Origin of the sequence: Pedobacter frigoris, assembly GCF_032678645.1 — a bacterium.
In the GTDB taxonomy this organism is placed as follows: domain Bacteria; phylum Bacteroidota; class Bacteroidia; order Sphingobacteriales; family Sphingobacteriaceae; genus Pedobacter; species Pedobacter frigoris_A.
In genome coordinates, this window is sequence record NZ_JAVTSP010000009.1 from 24,949 (window position 1) to 39,956 (window position 15,008).

General features: G+C 39.0%; 17 protein-coding genes and 5 tRNA genes. 4 read left to right on the forward strand and 18 right to left on the reverse strand.

Annotated features, from left to right (window positions below):
• Nucleotides 1-56: 56 nt before the first annotated feature.
• The 14 genes from rplJ to rpsU form a co-directional block, all read right to left on the reverse strand.
• Entirely contained in the window at nt 57-578 is a 522-nt protein-coding gene (rplJ, locus tag R2Q78_RS20570; RefSeq protein ID WP_316794445.1) for a 50S ribosomal protein L10, read from the reverse strand.
• A gap of 2 nt (nt 579-580) precedes the next feature.
• Nucleotides 581-1,279 carry a 50S ribosomal protein L1 gene (rplA, locus tag R2Q78_RS20575; RefSeq protein WP_136836028.1) on the reverse strand — a complete coding sequence of 233 codons (699 nt, stop codon included), beginning with the start codon at nt 1,277-1,279 and terminating at the stop codon, nt 581-583.
• Nucleotides 1,280-1,302: 23 nt separating this feature from the next.
• A complete protein-coding gene (gene rplK / locus R2Q78_RS20580; RefSeq protein WP_073232496.1) occupies nt 1,303-1,746 on the reverse strand; it encodes a 50S ribosomal protein L11 in 444 nt (147 codons plus the stop codon).
• A 69-nt stretch (nt 1,747-1,815) separates the two neighbouring features.
• Nucleotides 1,816-2,358, reverse strand: coding sequence for a transcription termination/antitermination protein NusG (nusG, locus tag R2Q78_RS20585; protein ID WP_316794448.1), 543 nt, complete (start codon nt 2,356-2,358; stop codon nt 1,816-1,818).
• Between the two features lie 10 nt (nt 2,359-2,368).
• The gene (gene secE, locus R2Q78_RS20590; protein ID WP_108206554.1) at nt 2,369-2,566 is read right to left on the reverse strand and encodes a preprotein translocase subunit SecE; all 198 of its coding nucleotides are present in this window, start codon (nt 2,564-2,566) and stop codon (nt 2,369-2,371) included.
• A 13-nt stretch (nt 2,567-2,579) separates the two neighbouring features.
• A tRNA-Trp gene (locus R2Q78_RS20595) sits at nt 2,580-2,650 on the reverse strand.
• Nucleotides 2,651-2,783: 133 nt separating this feature from the next.
• Nucleotides 2,784-3,971: an elongation factor Tu gene (tuf, locus tag R2Q78_RS20600; protein WP_136835335.1), complete on the reverse strand. Its 1,188-nt coding sequence runs from the start codon at nt 3,969-3,971 to the stop codon at nt 2,784-2,786.
• A 120-nt stretch (nt 3,972-4,091) separates the two neighbouring features.
• Nucleotides 4,092-4,163, reverse strand: a tRNA-Thr gene (locus R2Q78_RS20605).
• Between the two features lie 84 nt (nt 4,164-4,247).
• Nucleotides 4,248-4,320: transfer RNA gene (locus tag R2Q78_RS20610), tRNA-Gly, on the reverse strand.
• A 10-nt stretch (nt 4,321-4,330) separates the two neighbouring features.
• Nucleotides 4,331-4,413 (reverse strand) — tRNA-Tyr (locus R2Q78_RS20615).
• A 7-nt stretch (nt 4,414-4,420) separates the two neighbouring features.
• Nucleotides 4,421-4,493: transfer RNA gene (locus R2Q78_RS20620), tRNA-Thr, on the reverse strand.
• 207 nt (nt 4,494-4,700) lie between these two features.
• Nucleotides 4,701-5,048, reverse strand: a complete 348-nt coding sequence (gene hpf / locus R2Q78_RS20625; protein WP_316794449.1) for a ribosome hibernation-promoting factor, HPF/YfiA family — start codon at nt 5,046-5,048, stop codon at nt 4,701-4,703.
• A gap of 16 nt (nt 5,049-5,064) precedes the next feature.
• Nucleotides 5,065-5,949, reverse strand: coding sequence for a tyrosine-type recombinase/integrase (locus tag R2Q78_RS20630; protein WP_316794450.1), 885 nt, complete (start codon nt 5,947-5,949; stop codon nt 5,065-5,067).
• 132 nt (nt 5,950-6,081) lie between these two features.
• Complete coding sequence (gene rpsU, locus R2Q78_RS20635) at nt 6,082-6,276, reverse strand: 30S ribosomal protein S21 (RefSeq protein ID WP_012781007.1); 195 nt, start codon at nt 6,274-6,276, stop codon at nt 6,082-6,084.
• A 155-nt stretch (nt 6,277-6,431) separates the two neighbouring features.
• On the opposite strand from rpsU, the gene R2Q78_RS20640 reads away from it, so the two are divergent.
• Nucleotides 6,432-6,803, forward strand: coding sequence for a hypothetical protein (locus R2Q78_RS20640; RefSeq protein WP_316794452.1), 372 nt, complete (start codon nt 6,432-6,434; stop codon nt 6,801-6,803).
• A 79-nt stretch (nt 6,804-6,882) separates the two neighbouring features.
• Here R2Q78_RS20640 and R2Q78_RS20645 read toward each other — a convergent pair whose 3' ends face one another.
• Complete coding sequence (locus R2Q78_RS20645; protein ID WP_316794453.1) at nt 6,883-8,055, reverse strand: acyl-CoA dehydrogenase; 1,173 nt, start codon at nt 8,053-8,055, stop codon at nt 6,883-6,885.
• 199 nt (nt 8,056-8,254) lie between these two features.
• Between R2Q78_RS20645 and R2Q78_RS20650 the strand changes: the two genes are divergently transcribed.
• On the forward strand, nt 8,255-9,295 hold the full coding sequence (locus R2Q78_RS20650; RefSeq protein ID WP_316794454.1) for an ATP-binding protein: 1,041 nt from the start codon (nt 8,255-8,257) through the stop codon (nt 9,293-9,295).
• Between the two features lie 13 nt (nt 9,296-9,308).
• Here the strand turns inward: R2Q78_RS20650 and R2Q78_RS20655 are convergent, their stop codons facing one another.
• The 3 genes from R2Q78_RS20655 to R2Q78_RS20665 all read right to left on the reverse strand — a co-directional run bounded on the left by R2Q78_RS20655 (nt 9,309) and on the right by R2Q78_RS20665 (nt 11,704).
• Entirely contained in the window at nt 9,309-10,046 is a 738-nt protein-coding gene (locus R2Q78_RS20655; protein WP_316794455.1) for a helix-turn-helix transcriptional regulator, read from the reverse strand.
• A gap of 198 nt (nt 10,047-10,244) precedes the next feature.
• A complete protein-coding gene (locus tag R2Q78_RS20660) occupies nt 10,245-10,772 on the reverse strand; it encodes an adenine phosphoribosyltransferase (protein WP_316794456.1) in 528 nt (175 codons plus the stop codon).
• Nucleotides 10,773-10,780: 8 nt separating this feature from the next.
• Nucleotides 10,781-11,704 (reverse strand): ComEA family DNA-binding protein, encoded by a 924-nt coding sequence (locus tag R2Q78_RS20665; protein WP_316794457.1) that lies wholly within the window; start codon nt 11,702-11,704, stop codon nt 10,781-10,783.
• 123 nt (nt 11,705-11,827) lie between these two features.
• On the opposite strand from R2Q78_RS20665, the gene R2Q78_RS20670 reads away from it, so the two are divergent.
• On the forward strand, nt 11,828-13,579 hold the full coding sequence (locus tag R2Q78_RS20670) for a lysophospholipid acyltransferase family protein (protein WP_316794458.1): 1,752 nt from the start codon (nt 11,828-11,830) through the stop codon (nt 13,577-13,579).
• A 209-nt stretch (nt 13,580-13,788) separates the two neighbouring features.
• Nucleotides 13,789-14,991 (forward strand): hypothetical protein, encoded by a 1,203-nt coding sequence (locus tag R2Q78_RS20675; protein WP_316794459.1) that lies wholly within the window; start codon nt 13,789-13,791, stop codon nt 14,989-14,991.
• Nucleotides 14,992-15,008: the final 17 nt, after the last annotated feature.

Here is a 15,008-nt window from a genome sequence, read left to right on the forward strand (position 1 = left end):
GATTTTTAAAAATTTACGTAAAATAATTTATTTAATTTGAACTTATAAGGTGTTCCTTAACCTTCTCTCTCTTGTAGAGTTTTAACAATTCCTGCAATTTTGCCACCGCTTGACTTAAGTGCCGAAATAACATTTTTAGCTGGTGATTGTAATAATCCAACGATATCTCCAATAAGCTCTTCTCTTGATTTCAAGCTCACTAAAGTATCTAACTGGTTGTCACCGATAAATACTGTTGAATCGATATAAGCTGCTTTAAGCACTGGTTTATCAGATCCTTTTCTCAAAGCTTTGATCAGCTTAGCTGGACCATTACCTACTGTTGAAAACAATAATGCTGACTGACCCTTAAGCGCAACAAAGATCTCTGATGCATCACCTTCTAATCCTTCGATCGCTTTTCTGATCAAAGTATTTTTAGCTACCTGCATTTCAATCCCGCTTTCAAAACATTTACGACGGATACTGTTTACTTTCTCAACAGATAAGCTTGATGTGTCGGCAATGTAAAAATTACCGAATTCCTGCATCTTCACTTGAAGAGCCGAAACGACTTCGTGTTTTTCTTCTCTGTTCATAATTAGATCCCCGCTACTGATTTAGTTTCGATTGCAATTCCAGGACTCATTGTAGAAGAAACATGAATGCTCTTAAAATAAGTTCCTTTTGCAGCAGATGGTTTTAGCTTAGAGATTACCTGAAGTACTTCTAATGCATTTTCATATATTTTTTCTGCTGGGAATGATACTTTTCCTACTGAAGCATGAATGATACCTGTTTTGTCAACTTTAAAATCAATTTTACCGCCTTTTACGTCAGTAACTGCTTTACCAACTTCGTTAGTAACAGTTCCTGATTTAGGGTTTGGCATAAGGTTACGTGGACCCAAAACGCGGCCCAGTTTACCTACTTTTGCCATACAAGCAGGAGTAGTGATAATAATGTCAACATCAGTCCATCCACCTTCAATCTTAGCTACATATTCGTCTAAACCTACGAAATCTGCTCCTGCAGCTTTAGCCTCTTCTTCCTTATCAGGAGTACAAAGAACTAAAACACGTACAGTTTTACCTGTACCATGTGGTAAAGTTGCGATACCACGAACCATTTGATTCGCTTTACGCGGATCTACACCTAAAGCAACATCGATATCAACCGATGCATCAAATTTAGTTGTAGTAATCTCTTTAACCAAAGCAGCCGCATCCTTTAAAGAATACGTTTTACCAGATTCTAGTTTAGCATGTGCCTTTTTTTGATTTTTTGTTAATTTAGCCACTGTTGTAAACTGTTTTTTGTTAATTAATTTGTCCAAGGTGCGTCACCGCTAACGGTGATTCCCATACTGCGTGCTGTACCGGCAACCATACTCATTGCCGATTCGATAGTGAAAGCATTTAAATCAGTCATTTTATCTTCAGCAATTGACTTAACCTGATCCCAAGTCACCGAACCAACTTTCTTACGGTTGGGCTCAGCAGAACCACTCGTTAATTTAGTAGCATCCTTTAACTGGATAGCAACCGGAGGGGTTTTGATGATAAATTCGAAAGACTTGTCAGCATAAACAGTAATTACAACTGGTAATACTTTACCGGGCTTATCTTGGGTACGAGCATTGAATTGCTTGCAAAACTCCATAATGTTCACCCCTTTAGCACCCAAAGCAGGTCCTACCGGTGGCGATGGATTTGCAGCTCCACCCTTGATCTGTAACTTAACAAGTGCACTGACTTCTTTTGCCATTTTCTGTTTTTGTTAATTTGTAATACTCAATGTTAAAATGTGGAAGCATGTAACATTTAAGATCTTTATCTACTCTTTTTCTACTTGCATATAGTTAAGCTCCAATGGAGTTTTTCTTCCGAAAATCTTAACCATAACCTTTAATTTTTTCTTCTCTTCGTTAACCTCTTCAATAACGCCGGTGAAACCATTAAATGGCCCATCCATAACTTTTACGTTCTCGCCTACATAATAAGCTACGTTCATGGTTTCGCTCTGCTGGCTCATCTCATCAACTTTACCTAAAATGCGGTTAACCTCCGCCTGACGCATAGGAACCGGGTTTCCACCCTTATCCCCTAAAAAGCCAATCACACTATTAATATTCTTAATAATGTGCTCTAATTCTCCATCTAAAATAGCTTCAATCAAAACATATCCAGGATAAAAATTGCGCTCTTTAGCAATCTTCTTCCCATCTTTCATCTGATAGTATTTCTCCATAGGGATCAATACCTGAGGAACCAGATGAGAAAATCCTAAACGGCTAATTTCAGAATCGATATACTGTTTTACTTTCTTTTCTTTACCGCTAACAGCTCTAACTACATACCATTTCAACTGATCGTTCATTTAAGCTATATTAATTAGAAAGTGATTTATAAAAAGTATCTAAAACAAAAGTAGATCCCTTATCCATTGCAAATATTACACAAGCAATAATAAGTGAAGCTACCAAAACCAGCACCGCAGAATTTTGCAATTCTCCCCATGTAGGCCAGGTAACCTTCTGGGTCATTTCTTCATACGATTCTTTAACAAATTGAACTACTTTAGCCATAATTAATTTTTTGCACGGGAACAAGGATTCGAACCCTGATCAAAGGTTTTGGAGACCTCTATTCTACCATTGAACTATTCCCGTGTGTATTGATTACTCTCTGCTAAGAGAACTACAATTAGGTGTTAGAGAACAAAGTACTTAAGCTATCAAAGCCTAAGTACTTTGCTTCTTTTATTTCAAACTGTCCGGTAACCCTTGCGGGAAACCTAAGAACTTATTTTAAAATTTCAGTTACCTGACCAGCACCTACTGTTCTACCACCTTCACGGATAGCGAAACGTAGACCTTTTTCCATTGCGATTGCGTTGATCAATTTAACAGTGATCGTAACGTTATCACCTGGCATAACCATTTCAGTTCCTTCAGCTAGTGAAATCTCACCAGTTACGTCTGTGGTACGGAAATAGAATTGAGGACGGTATTTGTTAAAGAATGGAGTGTGACGTCCACCTTCTGCTTTTGACAATACATAGATCTCAGCTTTGAAATCAGTGTGAGGGTTTACAGAACCTGGTTTGCAAATAACCATACCACGACGGATATCAGTTTTCTCAATACCACGTAACAATAGACCTACGTTATCTCCTGCTTCACCATAATCAAGGATCTTACGGAACATCTCAACACCTGTTACAGTAGATTTCAAGTTCTCAGCACCCATACCTAAGATCTCAACTGGATCTCCAGAGTTGATTACACCACGCTCAATACGACCAGTTGCCACAGTACCACGACCAGTGATCGAGAATACGTCCTCAACAGGCATCAAGAATGGAAGCTCAGTCAAACGTGGAGGAATTGGAATGTAGTTATCTACAGCATCCATTAACTCCATGATTTTTCCAACCCATTTTGGATCTCCGTTCAAACCACCAAGAGCTGAACCTTGAATAACAGGAATATCATCACCAGGGAATTCATAGAATGATAACAATTCACGAACTTCCATCTCTACTAATTCAAGCAATTCCGGATCATCAACCATATCCACTTTATTCATGAATACAACCAATGAAGGAACACCTACCTGACGAGCCAATAGAATGTGCTCACGAGTTTGTGGCATCGGACCATCTGTAGCAGCTACAACGATGATAGCTCCATCCATTTGTGCAGCACCAGTAACCATGTTTTTCACGTAATCCGCGTGACCTGGACAGTCAACGTGTGCATAGTGACGGTTAGCAGTTGAATACTCAACGTGTGCTGTGTTAATAGTGATACCTCTTTCTTTTTCCTCTGGAGCAGAGTCAATTGAATCAAATGAACGCGCCTCAGATAAACCAGCATCAGATAACACTTTAGTGATAGCTGCTGTTAAGGTTGTTTTACCGTGGTCAACGTGACCGATTGTGCCGATGTTTAAGTGCGGCTTGCTGCGGTCAAACTTTTCTTTTGCCATGTTTTTATACTTATTAGTAGGTTAACTTTTTATTTATTTATTGTTTTGATACAATTTTCAATACAAAAAACCTTGTTCTCTCTGATATACTGCAGATTTAACAAAGCATCTTATTTTTTGAGCCAAAGATGGGACTTGAACCCACGACCTCTTCCTTACCAAGGAAGTGCTCTACCGCTGAGCTACTTCGGCTTTTAATCTCAGCTTGCAATCCGGTTTAACCTTATCAGTTAAACTCTCTTTTTCAGTGCCGATTGCCCACCTTTTTCCATTTTGAGCGGAAGACGAGGTTCGAACTCGCGACCTATAGCTTGGAAGGCTATCGCTCTACCAACTGAGCTACTTCCGCTTCTTTATTGTGGGGAGAGAAGGATTCGAACCTTCGAAGTCTTGCGACAACAGAGTTACAGTCTGTCCCATTTGGCCACTCTGGTATCTCCCCAAAAAAGAGCCTCCTATCGGAATCGAACCAATGACCTACTGATTACAAGTCAGTTGCTCTACCAGCTGAGCTAAGGAGGCTTATATCGTCCGTTACCAAATAAAGTAACGAATTTTTATAATATTAATCTTTCATAGAACTTTCCGTTTTTAGTGTTGGGCTAACGCCCTCTCTGAAACGGAATGCAAATGTACACGAATTTAAATACGATGCAAAATTATTTTAAAAAAAAATTGACGGGATTCTGTCCCGTCAATCTTAATATTTGAAACTCAAAAAATAGTCCCCTAGTAATCAGACACTTCATCAGCATTCAAAAGTGCTTTGTGCTCACTAAGTTTTATTCTCGTCTTATCTTTATGTTTAGTAATTTGCTTTCTTAAGGATTCTATCGCCAAATCTGTAGCCTCTTCAAACGATTTGCATTGCTCTTTCGCAAACATTGTTCCTCCGGGTACAATCAACTTGATCTCACTAATTTTGTTGGCCTCATCATCTACATTCTCCAGCTTCAAATAAACTTCCCCGCTTATAATCTGGTCAAAAAACTGATCTAACTTATCTACTTTCTTCTGAATGAAGTCTAACAATTTTTGGTCTGCATTGAAATGGATCGACTGAACTGTAATTTTCATATTTACCTCCTCTTTTTTATGCCTTTGGATGGGCTTGTTTATATATTGTTTTTAGTCTTTCTACTGAATTATGCGTATAAACCTGGGTTGCAGCCAGACTGGCATGCCCCAAAAGCTCTTTTATCGCATTTAAATCCGCCCCCCTGTTCAACAAACTTGTAGCGTACGAATGACGCAACACATGCGGACTCTTCTTGTCCTGTGTTGAAATATATGTCAAATAACGCCCTACAATTCTGTAAATTAATTTTGGATACGCATCCGCTCCTTTATCTGTAACGAACAACACATCGCTTTTGTTATTAAAATTTTGTAATGATTTTAGCTCAATATAGTTTTTCAACTGAGCCACAAGCGGTTTGCTAACAGGAACAATTCTTTCTTTATTTCTTTTTCCCAGAATCCTGATACTTGATTCATAAAAATTAACATCACCCTCACGCATACTGAGTAACTCGGCCAACCTGATCCCTGTCCCAAACAACGTTTCTATGATCAACTTATCCCGGACCGATGAAAAACTGTCATTGAAAATCTCCTCCGAATCCAAAAGCTGGTCAAGTTTCTGATCGTCAACAAATACAGGCAACCGTTTTGGAAGTTTAGGCGCTTTAATCATCACCATTGGATTTACATGAACAACACCTGCCCTTACCTGATGTTTGTAAAAACTTCGCAATGAAGACAATTTTCGTCCTACTGTATGAGCTGAACTCCCTTTCTCCATCAATGACACCATAAAATCCCGGACATGAACATACAACACATCAGAAAGAGGCAACTCAAATGTCTGAGACATAAAATCTCTAAACTCAAGAAGGTCGGTTCTGTAAGACTGTACGGTATGCGGAGAATAGCGCTTCTCGTGTTGGAGATATGTTAAAAATTGGTCAACAGCCATAGAAACTATTTGTATTGCTCGATAAAGTGAATATACGAAACATTACTTTAACAATTTCTTTTTATTGCATAAAAAAAAGCGCCACCGATATGATCGATGGCGCTTCAAAATCTATAATGTAGACTATCAGAACTATATAGTTCCTTCTAGTTGCATATTTTGCTTATAAATTGCGTGTTTAACCTGAGTACGACGAGCTACGGATTTCTTTTCGTATGCCTGACGACTGCGTAATTCTCTTAACACACCTGTTTTTTCAAATTTCTTTTTGAAACGTTTAAGGGCTTTATCTAGTGATTCGCCGTCTTTAATATTGATAATGATCATAACGTAAAAATACCTCCTCTCGTTGTTTTTAGGACTGCAAAGATAGAGCTTTCATTTGATAATCAAAACAATAAGTTTAAATTAGTTAACAATTAATCCAAATGAAATACATGGCACACTATTTATACTTATTTTTAGGTAATTAAATAAATCATATGAGATCTAAAAAACCGCTCTATATCGTCCTGGGAATCTTAAGCGTGCTGCTTTGTGGATTTATATATTACCGTTATTTCTTTGTATTTGGTGATGGCGTCAAAGCAGGGGAACTAAACTATGTTGTAAGGAAAGGGTATGTATTCAAAACTTATGAGGGTAAGCTCATTCAGAGTGGCATCCGCTCAAAACAGACAGGGAACATACAGTCCAATGAATTTGAATTTTCTGTAGAAGATAAGGCAATAGCTGAAAAAATGATGATGAATAGTGGGAAAACATTTGAACTTCACTACAAAGAATATATAAGCACGCTCCCATGGAGAGGTTATAGTCCTTTCATCGTCGACAAAATCATATCCATAAAATAAAAGATCCGATGCCCATAACGGGTATCGGATCTATAGTTTTATATTTGGTTAGAATATTCGTTTAGTTTGCAGCTCTAATTTAATCTTTTAGAACTTCTCTTGCAATAACAATTTTTTGTATTTCAGATGTACCTTCTCCAATCGTACACAATTTACTGTCCCTATAGAACTTTTCTACCGGAAAATCTTTAGTGTAACCATAACCGCCAAAAATTTGCACGGCATCTGTTGATACCCTCACGGCCACCTCTGAAGCAAAATACTTCGCCATTGCCGATTCCTTGGTCATCGCCTTACCTCTGTTCTTTAGATCCGCAGCCTGTCTGATCAGCAATTCTGCAGCTTCAATTTCAGTTGCCATATCTGCCAGTTTAAAACTGATCCCCTGGAAACTGGCAATCGGTTGTCCAAACTGATGGCGTTCTTTAGCATAGGCCAAAGCTGCCTCATAGGCACCCTTTGCAATTCCCAGCGACAAAGCCGCAATAGAAATCCGCCCCCCATCCAATACTTTCATCGCCTGTTTGAAGCCGTCTCCCTCATTTCCCAAAAGGTTTTCCTTAGGTACTCTGCAATTGTCAAAAATCATCTCGGTGGTTTCTGAAGCCCTCATCCCAAGTTTATTCTCTTTCTTCCCCGCAGAAAAACCAGGTGTCCCACGCTCTACCACAATGGCAGAAATTCCTTTTGAATCTCCCTTATCACCTGTTCTTACCATTACCACAGCAACATCTCCTGATTTACCATGGGTAATCCAGTTCTTAGCGCCATTGATCACATATTCGTCACCATCCAAAACCGCCGTAGTCATCATCCTCAATGCATCTGATCCGGTATTTGCTTCTGTAAGACCCCATGCACCTATCCACTCTGCTGTAGCCAGCTTCGGAAGCCATTTCTGCTTTTGTGCTTCATTTGCGAAGGTCAGAATATGCCCTGTACACAATGAATTGTGCGCCGCAACAGACAGTCCTATCGAACCGCATACCTTAGCCACCTCCACAATTACATCTACATATTCCTGATAACCAAAACCAGATCCTCCATAACTTTCCGGTACCAATACCCCCATTAGCCCAAGTTCACCTAATTTTTTAAAAACAGCTACGGGAAAATGCTGGGCCTCATCCCATTCCATCACATTCGGTCTTATATTTTTTTCGGCGAAATCCTTCACCATCTTTCTGATCATTTCCTGATTTTCTGAGGTACTAAAATTGTATCCTACAGAATTATCCATTGTTTCGAACATAGTTTTATTGTTTGAATTGAGGCAATTATAAACAATAAAAACAATAGGAACCACAGTTAAAAATTCGCCTTTTAATAGAACGAAATGGTATTTAGTTCATTAACCTTATCCTCTTATTTTAGACCTGTCAAATACCTCCAAAAAGTTTTTTTATTTTTTTTAGCTTTAACGACCAAAAACTAAACAAAGACGCACTTTAATGAAAACCATTACCAGGAGTGAAATTATACAACAATTAAAAAAGGATTTAATCGGGAAAGATTCTTATCGCGGTGTCACGCTGACTTATTCATGGCTAGCCAATCAGTTTGGACATTTCTCTCTTGGTTTTATTCCAACCATTGTCGTCTACCATTTTATCAAAGAGAGACCAGGATTACAATACCCGGAACTCTGGGCCTCGTTAGGCGTATGGCTTGCCTGGATACTCTTCGAGGTTTATAATTTCCTGGGACCGCTACTGCTCAAAGTGCCTACCAAACTCAAAGCCCTCAACAAAGGTGAATATACTTTTACTCCTTCATGGCTTAACCTGGCCTTTGATACCGCCACCGACATCACTTATTTTGGAATAGGCGCCATGGCTGCAAGTCTCATTTGCAGTTATCATCCCGAAGCTTTACTCGTCCTGATTTTGCTTGTGGTACTCGTTGCCTATCCTGCATATTACTGGTATACCACAAAAATGTATTTACAAAATGCAGAATATCCGTTTCAGCTCCGGCTGAGCCAATGGGATCAAAATATAAGAGATGAACATAAAGCTGCCGTACTCAATTTCCTGGACAATAAGGAACAGGGTAAACACATGCTGATATTCGGATCAAGGGGCAGTGGAAAAACTAGCCTGTCTGTAAGTATCGCTACTGAAGCTTCTATCAGAAATAATTGTTGCAGCTACATTACAGCAGTAAAACTATTGAGCTTGTTTTTCGAAACATCCAACCCTCCGCAGCAATGGAATAAACTTTGGTCATGGCGCAACTGTAATTTACTGGTGATAGACGACATCAATCCGGGAAGACCGGTGAAAAGTGACATCATCACGACTGAACTGTTCTATGAGATCTTAAACAATGTAGACTGCGGACAGGATAACATCAGACACCTAAAGGAAAAAAACATCATTTGGGTAATGGGAAGCGACGATCCTACAAATCTGCTGGAAGAGAAATGGGAGAACCTGCTTCAACAGATTGGTGTATCCAAATCCAACATCACCACAATCGATCTCGATTAACCGAATGTTGGTGCTACGGTAGTATATTATTATCGTAAGCGAAACTTACCAGGTGTGTAAGGCTTTTTACGTTAAAGCGCTTATACAGTGGAATGATCCTCTTTTCAATTGCCGAATGGGAAACATTCAGTTCGTGTGCAATCTCTTTAAACGAATATCCTCTGGCCACGAGCGATAACGCTTCCTTTTCTTTATTAGATATGGCCAAATGATAAAACAGGATCTTATTCAGTTCTTCCTCAAACTTTTCCTTTTCAGGCCCATAAGCTGCATAGCGCATTACTTTACCGAAAATCAGGCTGCGATTGATTTGAAACCGTCCAATGATCGATTCGATCCTGCCATTGTCTGAACTAAAAACACCAACCCTTACAATCATTGGTACGTGTGCACCATTTTTATGGATCTTCTTCAGTTCGATGGTAAAGCTATAAGACTCCAGGCTCTTTGTTTTACCGTGTATGAACTGAAGCGCCTTGTCGTTTAGATCATGGGAGAATGGAGCAAATTCAGGTGCCGACATATTTACAATAGCCAGCATATTGATTTCATCATCTTTATAACCAACTACCTCCTCCCATCCATGGGCAAAGATCATCCTGTTTTCCTTAAAAGAATAGATATAAATGGCTTCATCAGGAAACTTAGGAATAGTTTGTCTGAAGTACTTAGCCTGCTCACTTTCTAGATCTGCAGGGATATTAGTGATGAAATTCCTGGAATAATCTCCAAAATTCTTCTTCTCGGTCATAAGTATAGGTCAATTTAAGCTGAGTATTTTCGCAGTTGATATCACTCAAAAACACAGGTAGCTTTGCAGCAAATTTAAATAATTAAGAATATTATTTACCATGACCAGCCGTTTTTCTATACTTGTCCTCAAACTCATTGCAATTGCATTATTTGCATTATTTATTTATCAGGCCTTTAAAATTAATGCCCTGGTAAGCTAATAGGCTGCAAGAGAAAACACCTGATCTCCGTAAGGCACCAATCGCTGTCTGCCATTCAAAAAATCAAGAGAAATAATAAAAGAGTAAGCAGCTACATTTGCACCCAGCTGCATGACCAGTTTAGAAGCCGCAACCACAGTTCCCCCCGTAGCCAGTAAATCGTCATGAATCAATACTTTTTGTCCTGCAAGTAAAGCATCTTCATGGCATTCTATAGTTGCAGTGCCATATTCAAGATCGTATGACTGGCTAATGGTTTTATAAGGTAATTTACCCGCTTTACGTATGGGTACGAAGGGAATGTTCAAAAGCTGCGCCAATGAGGGGCCAAATAAAAAGCCCCGGCTCTCAATCCCCGCCACCACATCAATCTCTACCCCGGCAAGCTGTTCTGCCAAAGCAATGGTAATTTCTTTGCATAAACCAGGATCCTTTAATATAGGGGTGATGTCCTTAAATATTATCCCCTGTTTTGGAAAATCATGTACATCCCGTACCGCCGCTTTTATTTTTGATGCTATCATAGTCCTGATTAAAAAGTAAAATAAGGAGCCAGCCTTGCTATTGTCCCGGGATCCAAAATGGCCACCTTGTTTAAGTCTGCAATATTACTATAATTTCCATGTTGTTTTCTATATTGTATCAACGCATTTATTTGTTTATACCTTATGTAGGGATGACTCTTAAAATCTTCAAATACGGCAGTATTTACATTGATCATTTTCAATTTTAAATCATCTACCGTTATTTGTGCTCTGATCTCCTCAAACTTTAAAGAATCCAGCCCAAAGACCTCCATCAACTGTTCCTTTTTATAAAATCCGCCCAATCTTTCTCTGTATTTAATAATTCTTTTGGCAAAAGCCGGACCTATACCCCTGATTTCTTCCAGCTTCAGGCTATCTGCTTCATTTATCTCAATTATTTTCAACGTTGGCTTTACTTGCTCACCTGTTCTATGTATTCTTTTTTGTGAATATGCTTTTGCACCCGAAGGTGCTATGCGGACATAAGGTAAAATAAGATCACAAACCTGATCATTAATCGTATACATTTTACGAAGGTCTTCGGGTTTTCTAAACTGTCCGCCCTTACTCAGATACTTTAAAATGGCTCCAGCCTGTCTTTCTGAAAGTCCCAATTGTTGCCATTCTTTAATCCCTATGGTATTGGGATCGAAATAAAACGGAATAATCTTTTTAAGGCCGGCAATATTTGCTGGCCTGTTTTCTCTAGAAGGCCGATTGTTCTCCGGACTTCCATCGTTTATTACCAATCGCCGGATCGCCTGCCGCATAGTTACATCGTCAGTAAGAGCAGGTGTTAAATGATTATAGATATAAGATACAAAACCAACGGCTACAATTAAAACAATAAGCACGAGCATCCCGTTAAACTCTCCCTTGCTCAAACCAAAATAAGTATTCATCCATTTCTTCATGGTCGTGAAGTTCATTCAGATTTTTCAAAATAACCAACTCAATAACCTATGCTTATCTTTTTTAACATTTACAATCTATGTTATAAAAATATAAACCTTACTTTTGAGATTGGATAATTTTTAAAAACCGACATCTAAATGAAGATCATAACCACCCAGGAGTTCGCAAAAGCTACCAAGATTGATAAACTTGGCGTACCCGGCCTTGCGGCTTTACTCATGGAGATGATGAAACTCAATGACATCAACAAAGTATTCTCTCAAAATCAGCATTTCAGTGGTTTAGAATTTGTTGATAAAATACTGGAAACCATTGGTGTAAGTATTGATTTTGATGAAGATGACCTCAAAAACATACCAAAAACAGGCGGTTTTATAGCCATAGCCAATCACCCATACGGTGGTGTTGAAGGACTTGCATTAGTGAAGCTGCTTTGTACAGTACGTCCTGAGGCCAAGGTAATGGTCAACTTTATCCTTAAAAAAATCCCAAACCTAAGTGAATTCTTCGTTGCGGTAAATCCTTTTGAAAATGTACAGCACTCTTCCAGTATCAGCGGACTCAAGTCTACATTCGACCTGCTGCAAAGTGGCATTCCTATAGGAATTTTCCCTGCAGGCGAGGTATCAACTTTCAGTCTCGATAAGCAAGAGATCACCGACAGGCTTTGGCATCCGGTGGTAGGTAAACTTGTTGCGCGCTCAAAACTCCCGGTAGTGCCTATATACTTTCATGGCAACAATGGGGTACTGTTCAATATACTCAGCTTCATCCACCCTACTTTAAGAACGGCAAAGCTTCCTTCTGAATTCCTGAATAAGCAAGGCCTCAAAATCAAAGTAAGAATAGGAAAACCTATCAATATTGAAGACATTTCTTACCGCAACAACACCAATAAGCTACTTGATTTTCTAAGGGCACGTACTTATGCACTGGGGACCGGACTGGATGAGGAAAAGAAACTGTTCAACCCAATCAACCTCTTCAAAATAAAGAAAAAACCTGAGGCCATTATAGAAGAAACTGACCGCAACAGGATCGTTGAGGAAGTAACACAACTGGAGAGCTTTAGGGTCTGGCAGGAGAAAAACTACGAAGTCTATATCACCCCGACCGCCAATATCCCAAATATTTTAAGAGAAATTGGCAGGCTAAGGGAAATTACATTCAGAGAGGTTGGTGAAGGCACCAATAAAAAAATAGACCTCGACAACTACGATATATATTACAACCACCTTTTCATCTGGGACAAAGACCTGCAGAATATCGTTGGTGCTTATAGAATAGGTAAAGGCGATGAGATCCTGAATACCATGGGTCGCCGTGGTTTTTACTTATCGGAACTGTTCAAAATCAAAGAACCTTTTTATCCGGTATTAAGAAAAGGAATTGAACTCGGCAGATCCTGGATCCGCAAGGAATATCAGCAAAAGCCATTGCCACTTTTCTTATTATGGAAAGGAATCTTAAAATATCTGCTTGATAATCCACAATACCGCTACATGTTCGGCCCGGTGAGTATCAGTAATAATTTCTCAAAGTTCTCGAAATCACTGATCGTGGATTACATCACCAAGAATCACTTTGACTATGAGCTTGCACACTATGTAAAGCCAAAAAACAAGTTCAAAGCAGATCTTTCAGCGATCGATAAAGACCTGCTCATTGAAAGCAGTGAATCTTTAAAAGATCTGGATAGCCTGATCTCTGATATAGAAAACTCGCACATCAAAATTCCGGTCTTATTAAGACAGTATATGAACCTGAATGCAAAAATCATATGCTTCAATATCGATCCTAAGTTTTCAGATTGTCTGGATGGTTTTTTAGTGGTTGATATGCAAAATATTCCGGCTGAAATGCTGGAAAAAATAGGTAAGAATTTCTAAAACAAAAGCCCCGACATCCACCGGGGCTTTTATTATCAACTAAACCTAAACGTATAAATACTAACCAAATATTTATGCGACAAAAGTAATGCGACCATGTTAAGGCGTTGTTAATTGTTGATTATTATAAAAAAAACCAGGCTGAAAGCTTAATATACACCATGTGTTAATTATGTGTATATTTAATGTTAACAAAATGTTAACCAGCCATGAACCGTTTGCTCAAAATATTCGGTATGTTCTTCCTGCTGTTGACCATGCATCAAGCTTATGGCCAGCGCAGCAGCTATAATATTAGTTTTGAGTTTTACAACGACACATTCAACCTGCAGATCGATTCCTCTGTCATTGTGGATACTGACACCACTTTATCGGAGATGTATATCAAATCCTGCTACAACAGGGTAAATCAAGGCAAGTACCTGGCGATACTGGATACCTTACTGACTTATAAAAAGAATCATCAGCTAAACGACTGGCTCTATTACCAGCTCATCAGAAAAACGGCCCAGGCCATCAGTCCCAAAAAGGAAAACTATGAACGTTATACTTTTTACAAATGGTTCTTGCTCGGAAAATCAGGATATGATGCACGGTTGACGATTTCGGACAACAGGATCATCTTCTACGTTTACAATGATGAAGACATTTCCGATATACCCTTCGCCATGTACCAGCATAAAAAGTACATGTGCCTGAACCGACATGATTATGCGTATGCTGACTTAAATAAAGTACCTCCCTACCGAATGATCAGTATCCCGGAAGGGAAAGAGGCATTTTCTTATAAGGTGACCCGCATGCCCGAATTTAAACCTGAAGACTATTATGAAAAACCAGTACAGTTTAGTTATAAGCATAAGGTCTACCACTTCAACATCAAGCTCAATTCAGAAGTCGAAAAGATTTTTGCCAATTACCCTGTAGTCGATTTTGAATCTTATTTCAACATCCCATTAAGCAAAGAAACGTATGGCTCTTTGATCCCGCTGCTCAAAAAAAATGTAAGCGGCATGAAACAGAAAAAGGGTATAGATTATCTGATGCGGTTTACAAGATATGCTTTTTTATATGAGGATGATGATGAAAACTTCGGCAAAGAAAAACGACTGTCACCGGAAGAAACACTCTTCTCCAAATACAGTGATTGCGACGACAGGGCTGCCCTATTCTTTTATCTCGTAAAAGAGATCTACGACCTTCCAATGATCGCCTTGCTTTATCCTACCCACATCACCATGGCCGTACAGTTTGATAAGCCTGTTGGCGATCCTATTGTATACAATGGCAAAACTTATTCAATTTGTGAGCCTACTCCCCAAAAGGAAAATTTAAATATAGGCCAGGCTCCTTCCAATCTTAGAAATGTTCCCTTTAAGGTGGTGTATGCCTACCAGCCAGGACTAAAATAAAAAAAGGTTGTCTCAAT